This window comes from Butyrivibrio sp. XB500-5, from assembly GCF_003625505.1.
Taxonomy (GTDB): Bacteria; Bacillota; Clostridia; order Lachnospirales; family Lachnospiraceae; genus Butyrivibrio.
The window spans coordinates 196,891-215,911 of sequence record NZ_RAIS01000002.1 but is presented as its reverse complement, the minus strand read 5'-3'; the positions used below and the strand labels follow the sequence as shown (position 1 = coordinate 215,911).

Here is a 19,021-nt window from a genome sequence, read left to right as displayed (position 1 = left end):
TAACAAAAGCCATTTTGTTAAGTAAAAACTCAACAAACGCAGATTTTTTCGTAATTGCAAAAGGCGCCGGAATGTTTTTATAACATTCCGGCGCCCGGTAAAATTTATTTAATTATTTAAAGCTTCGATATAAAATTCTCAAGTCTTTCCATTGCCGCTTTTAAATTCTCAACTGAGTATGCATAAGATATTCTGATGTAGCCTTCGCCGCAATCACCGAATGCGGTTCCCGGAACCACAGCAAGCTTCTCTTCTTTAAGAAGTCTTGTACAGAACTCTTCACTGCTCATTCCGAATTTCTTGATAGACGGGAATACATAAAATGCTCCGTATGGTTCAAAGCAAGGAAGACCTATCCTCTCAAATTCATTGAGAAGATATCTTCTTCTGTGATTATACTGTTCACGCATCATCGTGACGTCGTCATCACCATTCTTAAGTGCTTCAATGGCAGCATACTGACTGGTTGTGGGTGCACACATGATAGCAAACTGATGAATCTTGACCATCTGTTTCATGATCTCTTCGGGACCGCATGCATAACCAAGTCTCCAACCGGTCATTGCATAAGCTTTGGAGAATCCGTTTATCAAAATGGTTCTCTCTTTCATTCCGGGCAAAGATACGATGGATACGTGCTTACCGTTGTATGTAAGCTCAGCGTAGATCTCATCGGAAATTACATAAAGGTCATTATCAACAACAACCTTGGCGATCGCTTCAAGGTCTTCTTTTCCCATAACAGCTCCTGTCGGATTGTTGGGGAAGGGAAGCACCAAGATCTTGGTCTTGTCTGTGATCTTATCTAGCACTTCCTGTGCTGTAAGTCTGAACTCATTCTCAACCTTAAGCTCGATAATAACAGGCTTTGCGTCAGCAAGTATTGCACAAGGCTCATATGAAACGTAGCTTGGTTGAGGAATAAGTACTTCATCACCCGGATCTATCATTGCGCGAAGCGCAAGATCAATGGCTTCAGAACCACCGACCGTAATAAATATCTCATTTATAGGGTCGTAAGTTACTCCCTGAGTTCTTTTAATATAATTGGATACTTCTTGTCTGAGTTCTTTTAATCCGGAGTTTGATGTATAGAAAGTTCTGCCCTTTTCAAGAGAGTAAATACCCTCATCTCTTATGTGCCAGGGTGTATCAAAATCAGGCTCACCAACGCCAAGTGAAATAGCGCCTTCTGTCTCCTGAACAATATCAAAGAACTTTCTTATTCCGGAAGGTTTTATATCTACAACCTTTTTTCCTATAGGACTTCTCATGGTGTTATTATCTCCCTTGTATCTTCATACTTCTTGGTAAGGATGGTTCCGTGATCCTTGTATTTCTTTAAGATGAAATGCGTAGCGGTACTAAGAACCGTATCCAAAGTGGCAAGCTTGTTATTAACAAAGCCCGCTACTTCCTGCAAAGTCTTTCCTTCGAGAATAACCATGAGGTCAAAACCGCCGCTCATAAGATATACGCTTGTAACCTCGGGATACTTATAAATTCTCTCAGCGATACTGTCAAATCCCAGTCCTCTCTGAGGTGTAACCTTTACTTCTATAAGAGCGTTTACTTTTTCTATTTCTGTCTTGGACCAATCAACCATTGTGTGGTATCCGCAGATAACGCCCTCTTCTTCAAGCGCCTTGAGTTCATTGGCGACTGCTATCTCATCCGCTCCGATCATCACGCTAAGCTCATGAACATCAATGCGGCTGTTCTTCTCTATGATTCTTAAGATTTCTTCTCTTGTACCCATATTAACCACTCCTCTTCTTCTATTCTCTCCGCTAACTATAATACTAGGTAGGCGGTAACAAATCAACAAACAACCTTGTGTATCTCATCAGGCTGCGGAAGTTCCAAAAATCTGCTCTCATCCGCATTTACTATTACGCGATCGTTTCCCTTTTCAAGCGTTCCTATGACGGATGCTGCGATTCCCGCTTCATTTAGCGCATTTACCATTTGCTCGCCATCATCAGTTGCTATCAAAAGAGCTCCTCCCGACAATAATCTGTACGGATTGATCTCATAAAACTCGCAGATCTCTATTGTTTCCTGTCTGACGGGAATACACTTAAGATCCACTTTCAGTCCGGTTCCCGCTCGCTCAGCCATCTCCCAAAGCCCGGCGAAAATTCCTCCGTTTGAAAGATCGTGAACGGCTATGGCTCCGGACTTTATGGCGACTGCGGCCTCTTTTGCCACAAGTGCATAATCTTTAAAATCAATAGCATCATCAATAAAAGACGCCGGATATTTGGTGGTGAGTTCTTTCTTGCCCAGCTTCGCTATTATCGCTGTGCCCTCAAGGCCTACCCACTTCGTAACTACCAAAGAAAGTCCCGGCTTTAGTTCTTTTTTCTTTGCCGCAAGATGCTTATCCTCCGCCGTTCCCACTGCTGTAACTGTGATGATCGGGCTCTTTACGGCTGAAGATATTTCCGTGTGACCACCGGCATAAACCACATCGCATTTCTTGCACGCTTCTATACAGTCATTAATGATCAGCTTTAATTTCTTTTCTTCGGTATCTGTATCCAAAAGTATGGAAACTACAACATGGTCGGGAACAAGCCCCTGTGACAAAAGCCCGTTAACGGCTTTAACAACGGCATAAAATCCGGCATCCTCCACATCTAACATGAACGGATACACCACGGAAAATACCTTTTCAGAATCAGAAAAAGCGCAGTCTGTCCCTACAGCTGCGCTTACTCTTTCTTTAAATTCTGTCTTTATTGGTTTTAGTATGGAACGCTTCAAAGCGTTCTCGGATAACTTTCCTATTTTCATGCCTTTTTTAAAAGGTCCTTTTCTTTATCACTCTTCCGGCTCAGCCTCTTCCTGTGGTGCATTTGCTGCGTTTATCGCATCCTGTGCTGCCTGATAAGCTGCTTCCGAGCCCTCTGCACTTTCCGAGTCCTTGGCTGCTTTGAGCGCTCCGGCTACTGCCTTTATCGTTCCGACATCCCCCGTTGCGATAGCGTTGTTAAGCTGCGCCATGTCATTTCCATCTGCCCCGGACGTACCTACAGAGACTTTCCTGGGTTCCATCTTGTAGACACTACTGTTAATCTGCTCACGCGAGGTTTCTGCACCGTTTTCGGTAACAACCTTCCAAAGCTGCGCCTTTACACCTTTATGTGCAGACTGCACGCTCACCTGTCCAAGTCCCATACCTGCGTTTGTAAAGATCTGGTCCGCTGAAGGAGCTGTCTCTTCGAGAGTCTTACTCACGTAGGATACCGCTCTTCCGGCCGGTCTTGTCTCCTGCCCGTAAATATTAAATGTAATGTGCTTATCACTTGTTGTATAGCCCTCAATATAGATAGGTGCATCTGTATTGTTCACGAATCTGAAATTCTTACCGCCGGACTCCGCAATGGCTGCATCTGCTGAATAAGCAACATAATTGACTATCATGGAATGGTTATGTCTCTCGGTAACTTCAAGCTCTGAAAGAAGCACTGCGTTGTAAAGTGTTGTAGATACCTGACAGATACCGCCACCGAAACTTTCTACGACTGTTCCGTTAAGATATGATCCCGCCTTCAAATATCCGTTAGCTTCTGTGAAAGGAGTTATCGCCTCAAGCACATTAAACTCCTGTCCGGGATATACCGTCGCACCGTTTATATGTGAACAACCGGTCTGAACATTGGTACTTCTGGATGAACCTGATGTCTTATAGCTTGTTGTATATGATCCGAGAACATCCTTAACTTTAGCAAGCTCTTCTCTGCTTCCGAGAGGCTCATTTGCTGTTATGGAAAGAGCCAGCTCCTCGCCGCTTCCTACCTTGGCATCCTTAACATAAGCCTTGATAAGCTCCGCAGATGCAGCTGTATCTACTTCATAGCCCGTCTGGCCTTCTGTTATCTCAAATCCTTCCGCGCCCTTTTTAAGGCCGAAATTCACGGTCTCTCTGTTAAAATTCTTGGCGCAGTTTTCAAGTACTGTGGCAATCGCTTCATCGTCGAAACCATACTCTATATCAAAATTATAGTTATTGACCTCAAGATCCTTGAGCGCCTTATATCTCGCTATCACATTTCCTTCGTGACCAAGCGCATATGCATCTTCCACAACGTCTCTGTTATCCCAGGATATACCAAGCTCAGAACCTGTGATCGTGAGCTTCTGATCCTCTTCGCCGATAAGCGAAATTTCCGCCTCGTGAAGATTGCTAAAATAATCATCAATCGTCGCGGCAGCCTGCTCAACAGTCATATCCGAAACATCTATATTGCCGATGCTGACCCCTTTTGCGATTGTCTTTTCCGCAGCATTTACAGGTGCTGAGGGAATCAAAAACGCCAGTAAGAAAAAGAGGCAAATCCCTCCAAATAGTTTTTTCATAATGCTTCCTCTGTGCTATTATGTTCTTATATTATTGACTTAAAAAAGCCTTGATTACTGAAAGGATATTATAGATGAAATTCCCTTTTTTCGCAAGCTTCGTTGTGGTAGCAATTTTTTTTAATATCAGTATGCGCAGAGTCTCAAGAAAAGAAGAAGACAAAGAGGCTGCTTTCTGGCGCAAAGAACGCGAAGCCAACAATGTCAGAAGAAAAAGTTTGGATAATCTTGACTATATCAGCATCCCTGTGGATATTCTTCCTTTTGATACCGCAGGTGACAATGCCGCGTTAAAAGAAGCAGAGAAAAAAGTCTCTGACCTTAAAGACGAAAAAATAGTTAATCTTACGGGAATCACGAACACCGATCTTAAACTCAAATACGGAACAGCCAATATAACCGAGCTTTCAAGGTTTGATCAGAACTACACTTCACTTGTATGTGCTCTTCAGGAATGGGGAAAAGAATTGTATAATCTCGGAAGATACGAGGATTCTGCCAAGGTGCTTGAGTTTGCGGTCAAGACAAGATCTGACGTGACCGCAACCTACAAACTCCTTGTCGATATGTACAAGACAAAGCTTGAATTAAACGAAGAAGAAATTAAAAGAAAAATTGAGGGACTTATTCCCATTGCAAAGAATCTAAATTCCCTCAGTAAAAAAAATATCTTGGCATTGCTTGAAAATTAAATCGCGCAAGGGCCTCCGCCAATCTCTACAATGTAGAACGTAGCTTCGTATCCGAGCTTTTTAAGGTAGTTTTCTCCGACTGTCTTAATGAAATTATCAACCGCTTCGTCTTTTACGATTGAAACCGTACAACCACCGAAGCCGCCGCCTGTCATTCTTGAGCCGATAACTCCGGGTATCTTCCACGCTTCCTCTGCAAGCGTATCAAGCTCTATTCCCGTAACATCATAATCATCGCGAAGAGATTCATGTGATGCTCTCATAAGTTTACCGAACTCATCGAGATCACCGGCCTTAAGAGCCTTAACGGCATCGATAGTTCTCTGATTCTCATATACGGCGTGTTTAGCTTTCTTTTGCATATCGGGATCTGTCAAAAGAGCTTTATGCTCCTCAAACTCTTCCGGCGTAAGATCGCCAAGTCCCTTTATGTCTACACTCTTTTGAAGGATCGCAAGTGCATCTTCGCACATCTTACGTCTTGCATTGTACTGTGAGTCCGTAAGTTTGTGCTTTTTATTGGTATTTGCGATAACAATCTTTGCTCCCTTTAAAACAATCGGAGCATATTCATAAGAAAGATCCGCAGTATCAAGGAATATAGCGTTGTTCTCTTTTCCCATCGCGGAAGCAAACTGATCCATGATTCCACAGTTGCAACCGTTGTAATTGTTCTCCGAATACTGACCTATAAGCGCAATATCCTGATTGGAAACATCAAATCCATACAGATCTCTTAAGATAAATCCTGTAAGCACCTCTAAAGACGCAGATGATGAAAGTCCTGATCCGTTAGGAATATTTCCGTCTATTACCATATCAAAACCGGTATCAAGCTTCATTCCTCTTTTTTCAAAAGCCCATACAACACCCTTGGGATAATTGGTCCATCCCGCTTCATCGGATGGCTTTAGCTCATCAAGAGATGTTTCTATAACACCTGCGCTTTCGATATTTACAGAATAAAATCTAAGCTTGTTGTCACTTCTCTTAGAAACAGCAGCATATGTTCCGATAGTGAGTGCGCACGGAAATACATGTCCGCCGTTATAATCTGTATGTTCCCCGATTAGATTAACTCTTCCCGGAGCGAAATATGTCTTTACATCCCCGCCATCCGGAAACACCTTGTTGAAAGCGTCTATTACCGCTTTCTTCATGTCCTGATCTATCATTGTAACCCCCTACCCCTTAGTTCTTGGCAGCTTCGATAAGCTTATCTTTAAGCTGATTCTCAATCTGGGCAAGCTCAAGCTCTGCCTCGCGGCGTCTTGCCTTACCGTCAGTCTGGATCTTAAGAACCTCATCGAGAGTTGTGATAAGCGTCTCGTTTGTATGCTTAAGTGTCTCGATATCAACGATTCCTCTCTCTGCTTCCTTGGCGCTCTCGATAGTAGCAACCTTGAGAGCATCTGCATTCTTCTTAAGAAGCTTGTTGGTCATATCGTTAACTTCACGCTCTGCCTGAGCAGCCTGAGTTGAATGCTCGATTCCGATAGCAATGACCATCTGGTTCTTCCAAAGAGGAATGGTGTTAACTATAGTAGACTGAATCTTCTCTGCCATAACGGTATCGGAACTCTGTACCATACGGATCTGAGGTCCTGTCTGCATTGCTATTGTTCTTGTAAGCTCAAGATCATAAATCTTCTTCTCAAATCTGTCGCACTTATTGGCAAAATCCTTAGCTTTCTCTGCGTCCTCGGGAAGACCTGACTCCTCTGCCTTCTTCTGAAGTTCAACAAGAGTATTGGTTCTCTCTTCTTCAAGTCTCTTCTTTCCTGCAAGAATGTACATGGAAAGCTCTTTATAGTAGTTAAGATTAAGATCATACATCTTATCAAGGATATCAACGTCTTTCATAAGTGTGATCTGATGTCTTTCAAGCTCTTTACTGATAGTCTGAACGTTGGTCTCAACCTTGTTGTACTTAGCCTTCATAGCCTCAAACTTGTTTGCACCCTTCTTGAAAAATGCAAATAAGCCCTTCTCATCCTCGGCAATCTCGAAGCTCTTAAGCTGAGTAACAAGATCGGTGATCATATCACCAACTTCGCCCATATCCTTTGTCTTTACGTTATCAAGTGCCTTCTCTGAAAAGTCGGCAAGCTTTTTCTGTGTTCCTACGCCATAGTTCATGATTCCTGCTGAATTGGCTATGTCGATCTGCTTGCTGAACTCCTCAACCTGCTTAAGTTCCTCGGGAGAAAGCTGTGCCTCAATAGCAACGTTACCGTTATCTTTAGCTTCTTCCTTGGGAGCTTCCTGCGCAGCTGTAGCTGTAGCGGTTGCCGCTTCTTCCCCAAAAGTAAGTGTAGGTGCAGCGGGTGCTGCATCAAAATTAAATTCCTCGCCCATCATTTCCTCCTGATTATGTATTTCTTATTCGCTCTTCATCTGCATGGCAACTCCTTGCCCTTCTGCAGTAAGTCCGTCCTGTGCCATCATTGTCTTCATAACTGAGATATCCGAAGAAATATCCCATGCCATATCCTGAAACAGGCTGTCCAAAAGATTCTCAAACGCTTCGTTGATCGTATCCATTGCATCACTAATCTCTGCCTTGGTCTTGGTTACGTTATCAAGATCAGGTTGCTTTTCAAGCTCAATATATGCGGATAAAAGCTTCTTCGTCGTCGGAAGATAATAATCCATAAGCTTGTGAAGCTCATCAGCGCTCTCGGGATTCTTGCGAACCTGAGCAAAGATCTTGTTCATGATCTCTTCAAGACGATACAGCTTATCTGACATCTCTTCCGTATCGGGAATCTTATCATTTATCGTTCTTACAAACTTAATGTATTCTGTTCCGTCGCTTAATATATCTTTGGCAGTTCCCGGAAGTCCGGCTTCCTGCCTAGCCTTCTTATTGGCCTCTTCAAGCTCTTTTCTTTCTCTCTCGACTCTGTCCTTCTCGGCTCCAAGATACATCTGATAAGCATTATCCGTTATCATGCATGTCTTTTCCGTGGCGTCGAGTCTGGCTCTGGGAAGGTATCCCTCCTTGATCAGTTCTTTTATATCTTTAAGAACCGTCTCGTCCCTCTTAAGACATCTCTGCGCAAGTGCACTGATATCAAAGTATTCAACTGTTCCGAGCACTCTTCCGTAGTCATAATATTTCTTGGTAAGCCTTTGCTTCTTGGCTCCTTTGTGTATAACAAAACACAGCATTCCAAAGATCGCGCCCAGTGCTATTGCTACCGGCGTTGCCACCGTTGACACTGTTGCCGCCATTATCGCCGCCAAAAGCGCGCCGACTCCGGTTATTGCACCAAAGAATGTTCCGAAAAAAACAGTTAAAAATCCTTCGGATTTATTGACCTTCTTTTGTAAAAAAGGAATCTGTCTCTGTATCCTGGCAGCATTGAACTGCTGTCTGTATACTCTGCCCTGACCTCCGCTTGAGTATCTTGTATGCCTAGGTATCGATACCGATTTAACGCTTCTTGTGATATCTGAAGCAAGTTTACTGTAATCGTTACTGTCAATTGCGGCAGAAACGCTTTTTAGTATATCCTTGCCTACATCTACAAGCTCATCTTGTATATTTTTTGCCATAACTATTCCTGATCCTCCAACAGCCGATTACAATAAGTAAATCAGCGATAAAACGTATCTAATATTTTACAGTAAAAAAAATCAAAAAACAACGCCCCAACAGTAGTAGTCGAGGCGTTTTTATACTTTTTTTACTTACTTGATATCCACTTTGATCTTATCGAGGTGCCATACCTCATCAACATACTCTTTTATAGTTCTGTCAGACGAGAATTTACCGCAGCTTGCAGTGTTGAGAAGTGCCATCTTCGCCCAGCGTTTCTTATCGGAATATGCATCCGAAATTCTCTTTTGTGCTTCCAGATATGATTCAAAGTCTTTTAAGATAAAGTACTGATCTGCTTTGCTTGAATTCTGCGTATTGAGAAGGCAGTTGTATAAAGGTCTGAACAGTTCCTTATCTTTGGAGAATGTTCCGTCAACAAGCATATCCAGAACCGTCTTTACATTAGGATCGCTGTTGTAGATATCCATCGGATTGTAGTTTCCGTTCTTTTCGTAATCCATAACTTCCTGAGAAGTAAGTCCGAAGATAAACGCATTTTCTTCTCCGACTTCATTTACGATCTCTACATTCGCTCCGTCCAGAGTTCCGAGTGTAACGGCGCCGTTTAGCATCATCTTCATGTTACCTGTTCCGGACGCCTCTTTACTTGCCGTCGATATCTGCTCGGATACATCGGCTGCCGCAAAGATAAGCTCTGCGTTGGATACCTTGTAATCTTCTATGAATACGACTTTTATCTTTCCGCCGATACTCTTGTCGTTATTAACAACGTCGGCCACCGCGTTTATAAGCTTGATCGTAAGCTTTGCGGTAAGATAACCGGCTGCTGCCTTTGCTCCGAAGATATAAGTCTTCGGATAGAAGTCCTGTCCGGGATGGCTCTTAATATCGTGGTACTTATAAATTACCTGGAGGATATTAAGGAGCTGACGCTTATATTCATGAAGTCTTTTTACCTGAACATCAAATATTGACTTGGGATCGACCTTAACGCCGTTGTGCTCAAGGATATAAGCCGCAAGTCTTTCCTTGTTCTTGTACTTGATATCCATGAATTCTTCCTGAGCCTTCTTGTTGTCCGCAAAGTCTTTCAGCTTGGACATCTGAGAAAGATCGACAATCCACTCGTCTCCGATCTTCTTGGTGATCCATTCCGCCAAAAGAGGATTTGCATGCATAAGGAATCTTCTCTGTGTGATACCGTTGGTCTTGTTATTGAACTTCTCAGGCATCATCTCATAGAAATCCTTGAGCTCTCTTTGCTTAAGAATCTCAGTATGGAGCTTGGCAACACCGTTTACGGAATGGCCGCCCACGATCGCAAGATGAGCCATCTTGACCTGATTGTCATAGAGAATGGCCATACTTCTTATCTTGGCCTGAACGTCAATTCCCGCCTGGTTGGTGTATTTACGCATGATCTGATCGACAAACCTTCTGTTTATCTCATCAACTATCTGATAGATTCTCGGAAGAAGTCTCTGGAACAGGTCAACAGGCCATTTCTCCAGCGCTTCCGACATTATCGTATGGTTTGTATAACAGCAAGTCTTTAACGTAACATCCCATGCTTCGTCCCATGAAAGGAAATATTCATCCATCAAAAGACGCATGAGCTCCGCAACCGCAACCGTCGGATGCGTATCATTCAGCTGAAATACAGCCTTTTCGTAAAACTTCTTGATGTCCTTGTGGTTTCTTAAATATCTCTTCAGCGCAGTCTGAACAGAAGCGGAGATAAAGAAATACTGCTGCTTTAATCTCAGCTCTTTTCCCGCGATATGATTGTCATTGGGATACAAAACTTCACAGAGCTGGCTTGCAAGGTTCTCCTGCTCAACAGCCTTCTGATAATCACCCTTGTCAAAAGAGTCGAGGTGGAAGCATTGTACCGGCTCGGCTCCCCAGATTCTCAGTGTATTGACTATACCGTTTCCGTAGCCGACGATCGGAAGATCGTAAGGAATGGCCTTAACCACCTGATAACCTTCCTGTTTGAACAAGGTTCTTCCCTTGTCATCGGTATACATGTTTACGTAGCCGCCAAATTTGACTTCTTTTTCGTATTCGTTTCGCCTAAGCTCAAAAGGATTACCGTTCTCAAGCCAGTTGTCAGGCGCTTCGACCTGATAACCATCCACAATTTTTTGCTTAAACATACCGTATTTGTAACGTATTCCACAGCCGTAAGCCATGTAGCCAAGCGTGGATAATGAGTCAAGGAAGCAAGCCGCAAGTCTTCCAAGACCTCCGTTTCCAAGCGCAGGATCGGGTTCCTGATCTTCGATCAGGTTTACATCTATTCCGAGCTCATCAAGAGCCTCTTTTACCGGCTTATAAGCCTGAAGATTGATAAGATTGTTGCCAAATGCCCTTCCCATAAGGAATTCCATAGACATATAGTAGACAATCTTAACGTCCTGCTCAGATGCCGCCTTCTGCGTAGTCATCCAATGGTCGACAATGGCATCCTTGATAGCGTAAGCAGCCGCCTGGTATATTTCCTGAGGCGTTGCCTCTTCCATAGTCTTTCTGTACAGAGTCTTTACGTTGTATAGCACACTGCGCGTAAACAATTCTTTGTCAAAAGATAACTGTTTCTTCTTCATGCGATGCGCCCTCCTTAGCTGTTGCAAACGTATACCTATCAATATTTTACCGCAAAACAGTTAATAATCAAACTTTTTCGTGATACCAAAAAGAGGACTCCGCTTAGGAAGCGGAATCCTCTTTGATTCACTTGATAAAAGTATAGTACTTAAGGCTATATTTATCAAACCTTTTCTACGCCGATAGTAACCTTCTCGCCGTTGATATCCCATTCTTTTGCATTGGCAACGTCTGTGCCGAATACGATCTCATTGGCAAGTACCTTGGTTGCGATACTGTCGTTGTTGGCCTTAACGATCTCGGCAAGCTTGTCGTTACCGTTAAGTGAAACCTTGATGTGATCCATAACTTCGAAGTCTGAATCCTTACGCATTGTCTGGATCTTACTGATAATTTCGAGAACAAAGCCTTCCTTGATAAGCTCTTCCGAAAGATTTGTATCAAGCACAACTGTGATTCCCCAGTTCTCCTGAGAAATGAAGCCTTCCTTCTGAGCGATCTCGATAAGGAGATCTTCCTTAACAAGCTCAACATCAACGTCGTTTACATTGAACTTGATGCTGCCGTTGGTATTAAGCTCATCCATTGTAGCGTTACCGTCAAGACCTTCAAGATATGCCTTGATAGCTCCGATGTTCTTACCATATTTAGGTCCGAGTGTCTTAAGCTGAGGCTTGAAGCTGTAGCTTGTAAAATCTCTTACGTCATCTGTAAATGCAACATTCTTGACATTGAGCTCTTCTCTGATGATATCCGTATAGAACTCACCAACAGTCTGCTCTGCCTTAACATACATCTGTCCGATAGGCTGACGGTTCTTGATGTTTGCTGCGTTTCTTGCAGCACGGCCGAGTACTACGATATCAAGAACTTCTTCCATATCCTTCTCAAGCTTCTCATCGATCATTGACTGATCTACTGCAGGGAAATCGCAGAGGTGGATACTGATAGGAGCATCCGGGAAGCTTGTACGAACAAGATTCTGGTAAATTTCCTCAGTCATGAAAGGAACCATGGGCGCTGCTGCCTTTGAAATAGTAACAAGTGCAGTGTAAAGAGTCATGTATGCAGAAATCTTATCCTGCTCCATTCCCTTTGCCCAGAATCTTTCTCTGCTGCGGCGAACGTACCAGTTGGACATCTCGTCAACAAAGTTATCAAGAGCCTTTCCTGCTTCAGGAATTCTGTAATTCTCAAGGTTCTCATCAACCGCCTTTACGCAGCTGTTGAGCTTGGAAAGAAGCCACTTATCCATAACAGTGAGCTTATCAAGCTCAAGCTTGTATTTGGAAGCGTCAAATCCGTCGATATTTGCATAAAGAACGAAGAACGCATATGTATTCCAAAGTGTTCCGAGGAACTTGCGCTGTCCTTCCTGAACAGCGTCTCCTGAGAAACGGCTGGGAAGCCAAGGCGCACTGTTAACATAGAAGTACCATCTGATGGCATCTGCGCCGTACTTGGCAAGAGCATCGAAAGGATCTACCGCATTACCCTTGGACTTACTCATCTTCTGTCCGTTCTCATCCTGAACAAGACCAAGAACGATAACGTTCTTAAATGCAGGCTTGTTGAAAAGAAGTGTTGCCTCAGCATGAAGTGAATAGAACCAACCTCTTGTCTGGTCTACAGCTTCTGAAATGAACTGAGCGGGGAACTGCTTCTCGAAGAGTTCCTTGTTCTCAAATGGATAGTGAAGCTGAGCAAAAGGCATTGCTCCTGAATCAAACCAGCAGTCGATAACCTCTTTTACGCGGTGCATCTTCTTGCCGCACTTAGGACATGTAATCTCAAATTTATCAATATATGGTCTGTGAAGCTCGCAAGTCTCAGCAGAAGGATCTCCGGAGAGCTCAGCAAGCTCTTTTCTTGAACCAACGGAAAGCTGGTGTCCGCAGTCATCACACTCCCAGATATTAAGAGGTGTTCCCCAATATCTGTCACGTGAGATACCCCAGTCCTGAATATTCTCAAGCCAGTCACCGAAACGTCCCTTACCGATTGACTCAGGGATCCAGTTGATCTCCTTGTTGTTGCGGATAAGATCGTCCTTAACTTCCGTAACCTTAATAAACCATGATGAACGAGCATAGTAAAGAAGGGGTGTTCCGCATCTCCAGCAGTGAGGATAATCATGCTCCATCTTAGGTGCTGAATAAAGAAGTCCTCTCTTATCAAGGTCTTTTAATACCTCGGGATCCGCACTGATCGCGCCCTCTTCCATTTCCTTCTGAGTAGGCTTACATCTCATGCCGCCGAAAGGAGTCTCGGGCTTAAGCTTACCCTCTGAATCTACCATCTGTACAAGAGGCGCATCGTACTTACGTCCTACACGCGCATCGTCTTCACCGAAAGCGGGAGCGATGTGTACGATACCTGTACCGTCTGACATAGTTACGTATGTATCGCAATAGATAAAGAATGCCTTCTTGTGCTGCTTCTCTGCCTCATCTGCTGCACACTGATACAAAGGCTCATATTCCTTGTACTCAAGGTCTGTTCCGACATATGATTCAAGAACTTCGTATGCCTTCTGTCCCTCTTCCTGAACAAGAGATCCGAGAACCTTGTCTGCAAGTGCCTCTGCAAGATAATATACGTTGCCGTCTACAGCCTTAACCTTGATATATTTCTCATCGGGGTTAACGCAAAGACCGATATTTGAAGGAAGTGTCCAAGGTGTTGTTGTCCATGCAAGGAAATATGCATCCTCGTCCTTAACCTTGAAGCGAACTACGGCTGTGCGCTCTTTTAAGAGCTTATAGCCCTGAGCAACCTCGTGGGATGAAAGAGGTGTACCGCAGCGAGGGCAATAAGGAACTACCTTGAAGCCCTTGTAAAGTAGACCCTTTTTCCAGATTTCGTTAAGAGCCCACCACTCGGACTCGATAAAGTTGTCATCATATGTGATGTAGGGGTGCTCCATGTCAGCCCAGAAACCAACTGTGCCGGAGAAATCCTCCCACATTCCCTTATATTTCCAAACAGATTCCTTACATTTCTGGATGAAAGGCTCCATTCCGTACTCTTCGATCTGCTCTTTTCCGTCAAGACCAAGGAGCTTCTCAACCTCAAGCTCAACAGGAAGTCCGTGTGTGTCCCATCCTGCCTTACGAGGAACTGTATAACCTTTCATTGTACGATATCTGGGAATCATATCCTTGATCGCTCTTGTAAGAACGTGTCCGATATGAGGCTTACCGTTAGCTGTCGGAGGTCCGTCATAGAACATATACATCTCGCCTTTGCTGCGAGTATCCACGCTCTTCTTGAAAACGTCCTCATCTTTCCAGAATTGTTCAATCTTTTTCTCTCTGCCGACAAAGTTCATGTCAGTTTCGACTTTGTTATACATTCCAAAACTCCTTTCAAAAAAATGAAGCCCCGTCCTTTGTAAAAAGGACGAGGCTAAATTATGTTCACTCGTTATACCACCTGTTTACACATACGCGCCATAGCTTATAAAGTCTACGGTTGAATACGCTCCCCGATAACGTCGGGATATACGTCAGAACCTACTGTCATTTCAGTCCCGCAGCTCAGAAGTGATTTTCGGAAGTTCCTACTCGCACCGATTCGCACCAACCACCGGCTCTCTGAAAGCTTTCAAATACTGCCTACTGTCTTCGTCACAGCCTTTGTATTCTTAATAATGACATATAATACTACTAAACTTTTAATCGTGCAAGTCTGTTTTATGTCCAGGCCTTAAATTCCTCGTCGGTACACTTAACGTAATGAGTACCGTCAACGAGATGTTCGGTTCCCTGTTCATAGTCGATGCCCGATGTCTTGTAGTCATAGTTAACTGACACCCTGTTCTTCTCGAACTCAGGGTTCGGCACTGGAATCGCAGACAAAAGACTCTTCGTATACGGATGGATGGGATTACTGAATATCTCTTCCGTAGTACCCGTCTCAAGAAGGTGTCCTAAGTGAAGCACACCGATCCTGTCCGAAATGTACTTGACCATCGAAAGGTCGTGCGCGATGAACAGATAAGCTGTTCCCGTCTCTTCCTGAATGTCTTTCATAAGGTTAACTACCTGCGCCTGAATTGAAACATCAAGCGCCGAGATACACTCGTCTGCAATAACAAGCTTGGGATTCTGGATAAGCGCTCTTGCAATACCTACACGCTGTCTCTGTCCGCCCGAGAACTGATGAGGATATCTGTCGGCATGCTCCTTGGCAAGTCCAACCTTGGCAAGAATAGCTTCTATCTTTTCCTCTCTCTCCTGCTTATTCTTGTAAGAATGATGAATATCAAGTCCCTCACCGATGATGTCCTTAATCTTTTTTCTGGGATTAAGAGACGCCATGGGATCCTGGAAGATCATCTGCATCTGCACTCTGAGCTTGTCTTTTGTGCTCTTTGAAAGCTTGCCGCTGATCTCCATTCCATCAAACGTAACCTTACCGGAAGTCGGATCATAAAGTCTTATGATACTTCTTCCGATCGTCGATTTACCTGAACCGGACTCACCTACGAGACCGTAGGTCTCTCCGGGATAAACCTTAAAGCTTACATCGTTTACAGCCTTTACCGTGAATGTCTTGCTCACGGGGAAGTACTGCTTAAGTCCTTCTACTTCAAGAAGCGGTTTTTCATTATAATTTGCCGCCATTATTCTCCGCCTCCTTCTTCATTCTATCAATTCTTGCCTTGAGCTCCGCGGGCATCTCTACCTTGGGCGCTCTGGGGTCAAGAAGCCATGTTGCCGCCTTATGAGTTTCTGTTATCTCAAACATAGGCGGTTCCTTCTTGTCATCGATCTCAAGCGCATATGCGTTTCTGGGCGCAAATGCATCTCCCTCTTTTTCATGCAAAAGATTCGGAGGAGAGCCGGGGATCGTATAGAGTCTTGGCTCGTCTGTATCAAGATCGGGCATAGCGGAAAGAAGTCCCCATGTGTAAGGGTGTCTGGGATCATAGAAGATCTCATTGATATTTCCGACTTCGACGATCTTACCCGCATACATAACATTTACATAATCCGCAACCTTGGCTACAACACCGAGATCGTGAGTAATATAGATAACTGCAATGTTTCTTTCCTTCTGGATCTTCTTGATAAGCTCAAGTATCTTGGCCTGGATATTAACATCAAGCGCTGTTGTGGGCTCATCGCAGATAAGAAGATCGGGATTACACGAAAGAGCTATCGCGATAACTATTCTCTGTCTCATTCCACCGGAAAGCTGATGAGGATACTGCTTCATTCTCTTCTCGGCATCTTCGATTCCAACCTCTTCAAGAAGCTTAACGGAACGGTTCCATGCATCCTTCTTATCGATCTTGTAGTGCCAGATCATACCTTCCATGATCTGCTTACCGATAGTCATGGTAGGATCGAGTGATGTCATGGGATCCTGGAAGACCATAGCCATACGTCTTCCGTTGATGTGCTTTCTGATCCACGCCTTATCCATCTTGAGGATATCGGTCTCTTTCCACTGAGCGTCCTTATCAAGGTCGGGATCGTAATCAATTCCGCCCTTGTTGTCACGGTATCTGTAAATGATCTCACCGCTGTTTATAGTCGCGTTCTTGGCAAGGATACCCATAGCCGCACGCATTGTTACAGACTTTCCTGAACCGGACTCTCCAACGATGGCAACAGTCTCGCCCTGATAGAGGTCGATGTTGATTCCGCGGATAGCATGCACTTTTCCTGCTGTTGTATCAAAAGTGATATCAAGATTCTTGATATCCAGTATTTTTTCTTTTTTCTTCTCTGTACTCATAGCGTTTACATCTCCTTCAGCTTGGGATCAAGTGCTTCCCTAAGACCATCGGCCACGAGGTTAAAGCTCAGCATCAAAAGCGCCATCACTATGATCGGAGGGATTATCTGGTAAGGATGTGTAGTGAAGCTGTTAAATCCTTCTGAGATAAGTGATCCAAGTGAGCATCTCGGTACCGGAATTCCAAGTCCTACAAAGGAAAGGAACGCCTCCGTGAAAATAGCCGTAGGTATAGAAAACATAACCTGAGTAATGATAGGTCCGATAATATTGGGCAGGATCTCGCTGAAAATAATATGCATGCTTCCTGCGCCGAGTGTTCTTGATGCAAGAACGAACTCCTGCTCTTTGAGCTTAAGCATCTCAGCACGGGCGATCCTACTCATTCCCACCCACTCTGTAAGCATAAGAGCGATGATGATGGTGATCATTCCGGGCTTAAATACAAGGAGCAAAAGAGTCACGATAACAAGTCTGGGAATACCGTTGGCGATCTCAAGGATTCTCTGCATCACCATATCGACCTTGCCGCCGAAATATCCCGAAATAAGACCATAGCTCATTCCGATGATCATATCGATGATAGCGGCCGCAACTGCGATGATAAGTGAAACCTGAGCACCTGACCAGGTTCTTGTCCAGATGTCTCTTCCGAAGTTGTCGCTTCCGAACCAGTAGAAGGTGTCGGGAAGCTTCTTTTCAAAATAATAGTTAACGGTCTTTGTTCCCGACGTTGTATTGATATTCTCATGTCCGTCGAAAAGACCGGTGTATTCGATAATAGGTATTCTGGGCGCAAGGTTTTTCTGCTCCAGATTCTGTCCCGAATAGGTATAAGCATTCATTCCGGGACCTACAAATGCAAAGAAAGTGATGATAAGGACAAAAGCAAGTCCGAGTACTGCACTTCTTTTTCTGATAAAGCGGGCGATGACTTCCTTCCAGAAACTCTGGGAAGCAAAGTTAGAGTCAACCTCGATGTCCGCATTGTTCTTCTTTAAAACAAAATCCGCATCGGTAGGGATATATTCATTTTGGTTAATAACCGCTGATTCATTTGACATATCAGTCTCCCTCCTTTGCCACACGGATTCTCGGATCGATGATTCCGTACATGATGTCTACCACGAGCATGATACCGATGTACATTGCCGAGTAGATAAAGCTTAGCGCAATGACAACATTGTAGTCATTGGACTGAATAGCGTTTACAAGGAGTGATCCGACTCCCGGGATTGAAAAGATCTTTTCTACAACGAGGGATCCCGTCATAAGGTCTACAACAAGCGGCGCCAAAACCGTGATGATCGGAATAAGCGCATTTCTAAGCGCGTGGCTGAACACAAGCTTTCTTCCCGAAAGTCCTTTGGACTCCGCAAGAAGCATGTAATCGGAACCAAGCACCTCTATCATCTCTGATCTTGTGAATCTTGCGATAGATGCCATTGTAAACATTGAAAGTGAAATTGAAGGTAATACCGATGAACCAAGCACATCCTTAGCCGAGAACAGCATAGGGAACCACTTGAGCCTGAATCCAAACTGATATGAAAGCGCAAGCGCAAACACATAAGAAGGTACAGATACACCGATTACCGAAATGATGGTTGCCAAAGTATCCCACACGGTATCGTGCTTAAATGCGGCAAGAAGACCAAGCAAAAGACCTACTACCGCGCCGATAAGTACCGCCGCAAATCCGACTCCGATGGAAATAGGAAGTCTTGTAGCGATAAGCTGTGTGATAGGTGTGTTCTTGGATATCTTGTAGCTTACACCAAGATCACCTCTGAACATGTTTCCGACGTATTTAAAGAACTGAATAATGATCGGCTGATCGAGACCGTATTTTGCATACAGCGACGCTCTCTGTGCTTCGTTCAATTTCTCATCGTTGAACGGAGATCCGGGCATTAACTGCATCAGTATAAAAAGAATAAGTGTAATGGCAAGTAGTGTGAAAAGTGCTGTCACTACTCTTTTCAATATATATTTTCTCATATTGACTCCGAAAAAAGATAATGCGCAAGGGTGATAT

The 19,021-nt window shown here is 44.0% G+C and carries 14 protein-coding genes and 1 other annotated feature; of the genes, 1 reads left to right on the top strand and 13 read right to left on the bottom strand.

Going from position 1 to position 19,021, the window contains the following annotated elements:
* Positions 1 to 116 precede the first annotated feature (116 nt).
* From D6856_RS05710 to D6856_RS05695, 4 genes are all read right to left on the bottom strand, one after another.
* Positions 117 to 1,274, bottom strand: a complete 1,158-nt coding sequence (locus tag D6856_RS05710) for a pyridoxal phosphate-dependent aminotransferase (RefSeq protein WP_120686128.1) — start codon at positions 1,272 to 1,274, stop codon at positions 117 to 119.
* Positions 1,271 to 1,759: an Lrp/AsnC family transcriptional regulator gene (locus D6856_RS05705; RefSeq protein WP_092249626.1), complete on the bottom strand. Its 489-nt coding sequence runs from the start codon at positions 1,757 to 1,759 to the stop codon at positions 1,271 to 1,273. Before D6856_RS05705 ends, D6856_RS05710 begins: the two co-directional genes overlap by 4 nt.
* 62 nt (positions 1,760 to 1,821) lie before the next feature.
* The gene (locus tag D6856_RS05700) at positions 1,822 to 2,799 is read right to left on the bottom strand and encodes an AIR synthase-related protein (RefSeq protein WP_120686127.1); all 978 of its coding nucleotides are present in this window, start codon (positions 2,797 to 2,799) and stop codon (positions 1,822 to 1,824) included.
* 27 nt (positions 2,800 to 2,826) lie between these two features.
* Positions 2,827 to 4,365 (bottom strand): VanW family protein, encoded by a 1,539-nt coding sequence (locus D6856_RS05695; RefSeq protein WP_120686126.1) that lies wholly within the window; start codon positions 4,363 to 4,365, stop codon positions 2,827 to 2,829.
* A gap of 74 nt (positions 4,366 to 4,439) precedes the next feature.
* Here D6856_RS05695 and D6856_RS05690 point away from each other — a divergent pair, with 74 nt between their 5' ends.
* Complete coding sequence (locus tag D6856_RS05690) at positions 4,440 to 5,057, top strand: hypothetical protein (protein ID WP_120686125.1); 618 nt, start codon at positions 4,440 to 4,442, stop codon at positions 5,055 to 5,057.
* Here D6856_RS05690 and D6856_RS05685 read toward each other — a convergent pair.
* From D6856_RS05685 to D6856_RS05645, 9 genes are all read right to left on the bottom strand, one after another.
* Positions 5,054 to 6,217: a galactokinase gene (locus D6856_RS05685; protein ID WP_120686237.1), complete on the bottom strand. Its 1,164-nt coding sequence runs from the start codon at positions 6,215 to 6,217 to the stop codon at positions 5,054 to 5,056. The genes D6856_RS05690 and D6856_RS05685 overlap by 4 nt on opposite strands.
* 31 nt (positions 6,218 to 6,248) lie before the next feature.
* Positions 6,249 to 7,415, bottom strand: coding sequence for a toxic anion resistance protein (locus D6856_RS05680; protein WP_120686124.1), 1,167 nt, complete (start codon positions 7,413 to 7,415; stop codon positions 6,249 to 6,251).
* A gap of 24 nt (positions 7,416 to 7,439) precedes the next feature.
* Complete coding sequence (locus tag D6856_RS05675; protein ID WP_120686123.1) at positions 7,440 to 8,618, bottom strand: 5-bromo-4-chloroindolyl phosphate hydrolysis family protein; 1,179 nt, start codon at positions 8,616 to 8,618, stop codon at positions 7,440 to 7,442.
* 135 nt (positions 8,619 to 8,753) lie between these two features.
* Entirely contained in the window at positions 8,754 to 11,234 is a 2,481-nt protein-coding gene (locus tag D6856_RS05670) for a glycogen/starch/alpha-glucan phosphorylase (protein ID WP_120686122.1), read from the bottom strand.
* Between the two features lie 164 nt (positions 11,235 to 11,398).
* The gene (ileS, locus tag D6856_RS05665; protein ID WP_120686121.1) at positions 11,399 to 14,590 is read right to left on the bottom strand and encodes an isoleucine--tRNA ligase; all 3,192 of its coding nucleotides are present in this window, start codon (positions 14,588 to 14,590) and stop codon (positions 11,399 to 11,401) included.
* Between the two features lie 40 nt (positions 14,591 to 14,630).
* Positions 14,631 to 14,877, bottom strand: a binding site (T-box leader).
* A gap of 53 nt (positions 14,878 to 14,930) precedes the next feature.
* Positions 14,931 to 15,863 (bottom strand): ABC transporter ATP-binding protein, encoded by a 933-nt coding sequence (locus tag D6856_RS05660; RefSeq protein ID WP_092249602.1) that lies wholly within the window; start codon positions 15,861 to 15,863, stop codon positions 14,931 to 14,933.
* Positions 15,847 to 16,983: an ABC transporter ATP-binding protein gene (locus D6856_RS05655; RefSeq protein ID WP_120686120.1), complete on the bottom strand. Its 1,137-nt coding sequence runs from the start codon at positions 16,981 to 16,983 to the stop codon at positions 15,847 to 15,849. The genes D6856_RS05660 and D6856_RS05655 overlap by 17 nt, the downstream gene beginning before the upstream one ends.
* A 5-nt stretch (positions 16,984 to 16,988) precedes the next feature.
* A complete protein-coding gene (locus tag D6856_RS05650) occupies positions 16,989 to 18,047 on the bottom strand; it encodes an ABC transporter permease (RefSeq protein WP_120686119.1) in 1,059 nt (352 codons plus the stop codon).
* Between the two features lies 1 nt (position 18,048).
* Positions 18,049 to 18,984 (bottom strand): ABC transporter permease, encoded by a 936-nt coding sequence (locus D6856_RS05645; protein WP_120686118.1) that lies wholly within the window; start codon positions 18,982 to 18,984, stop codon positions 18,049 to 18,051.
* Positions 18,985 to 19,021: the final 37 nt, after the last annotated feature.

Bases quoted from the DNA above. Each gene is read 5' to 3' on its own strand.
- D6856_RS05710 (WP_120686128.1), bottom strand. From the start codon at position 1,274: ATGAGAAGTCCTATAGGAAAAAAGGTTGTAGATATAAAACCTTCCGGA.
- D6856_RS05705 (WP_092249626.1), bottom strand. From the start codon at position 1,759: ATGGGTACAAGAGAAGAAATCTTAAGAATCATAGAGAAGAACAGCCGC.
- D6856_RS05700 (WP_120686127.1), bottom strand. From the start codon at position 2,799: ATGAAAATAGGAAAGTTATCCGAGAACGCTTTGAAGCGTTCCATACTA.
- D6856_RS05695 (WP_120686126.1), bottom strand. From the start codon at position 4,365: ATGAAAAAACTATTTGGAGGGATTTGCCTCTTTTTCTTACTGGCGTTT.
- D6856_RS05690 (WP_120686125.1), top strand. From the start codon at position 4,440: ATGAAATTCCCTTTTTTCGCAAGCTTCGTTGTGGTAGCAATTTTTTTT.
- D6856_RS05685 (WP_120686237.1), bottom strand. From the start codon at position 6,217: ATGAAGAAAGCGGTAATAGACGCTTTCAACAAGGTGTTTCCGGATGGC.
- D6856_RS05680 (WP_120686124.1), bottom strand. From the start codon at position 7,415: ATGGGCGAGGAATTTAATTTTGATGCAGCACCCGCTGCACCTACACTT.
- D6856_RS05675 (WP_120686123.1), bottom strand. From the start codon at position 8,618: ATGGCAAAAAATATACAAGATGAGCTTGTAGATGTAGGCAAGGATATA.
- D6856_RS05670 (WP_120686122.1), bottom strand. From the start codon at position 11,234: ATGAAGAAGAAACAGTTATCTTTTGACAAAGAATTGTTTACGCGCAGT.
- ileS (WP_120686121.1), bottom strand. From the start codon at position 14,590: ATGTATAACAAAGTCGAAACTGACATGAACTTTGTCGGCAGAGAGAAA.
- D6856_RS05660 (WP_092249602.1), bottom strand. From the start codon at position 15,863: ATGGCGGCAAATTATAATGAAAAACCGCTTCTTGAAGTAGAAGGACTT.
- D6856_RS05655 (WP_120686120.1), bottom strand. From the start codon at position 16,983: ATGAGTACAGAGAAGAAAAAAGAAAAAATACTGGATATCAAGAATCTT.
- D6856_RS05650 (WP_120686119.1), bottom strand. From the start codon at position 18,047: ATGTCAAATGAATCAGCGGTTATTAACCAAAATGAATATATCCCTACC.
- D6856_RS05645 (WP_120686118.1), bottom strand. From the start codon at position 18,984: ATGAGAAAATATATATTGAAAAGAGTAGTGACAGCACTTTTCACACTA.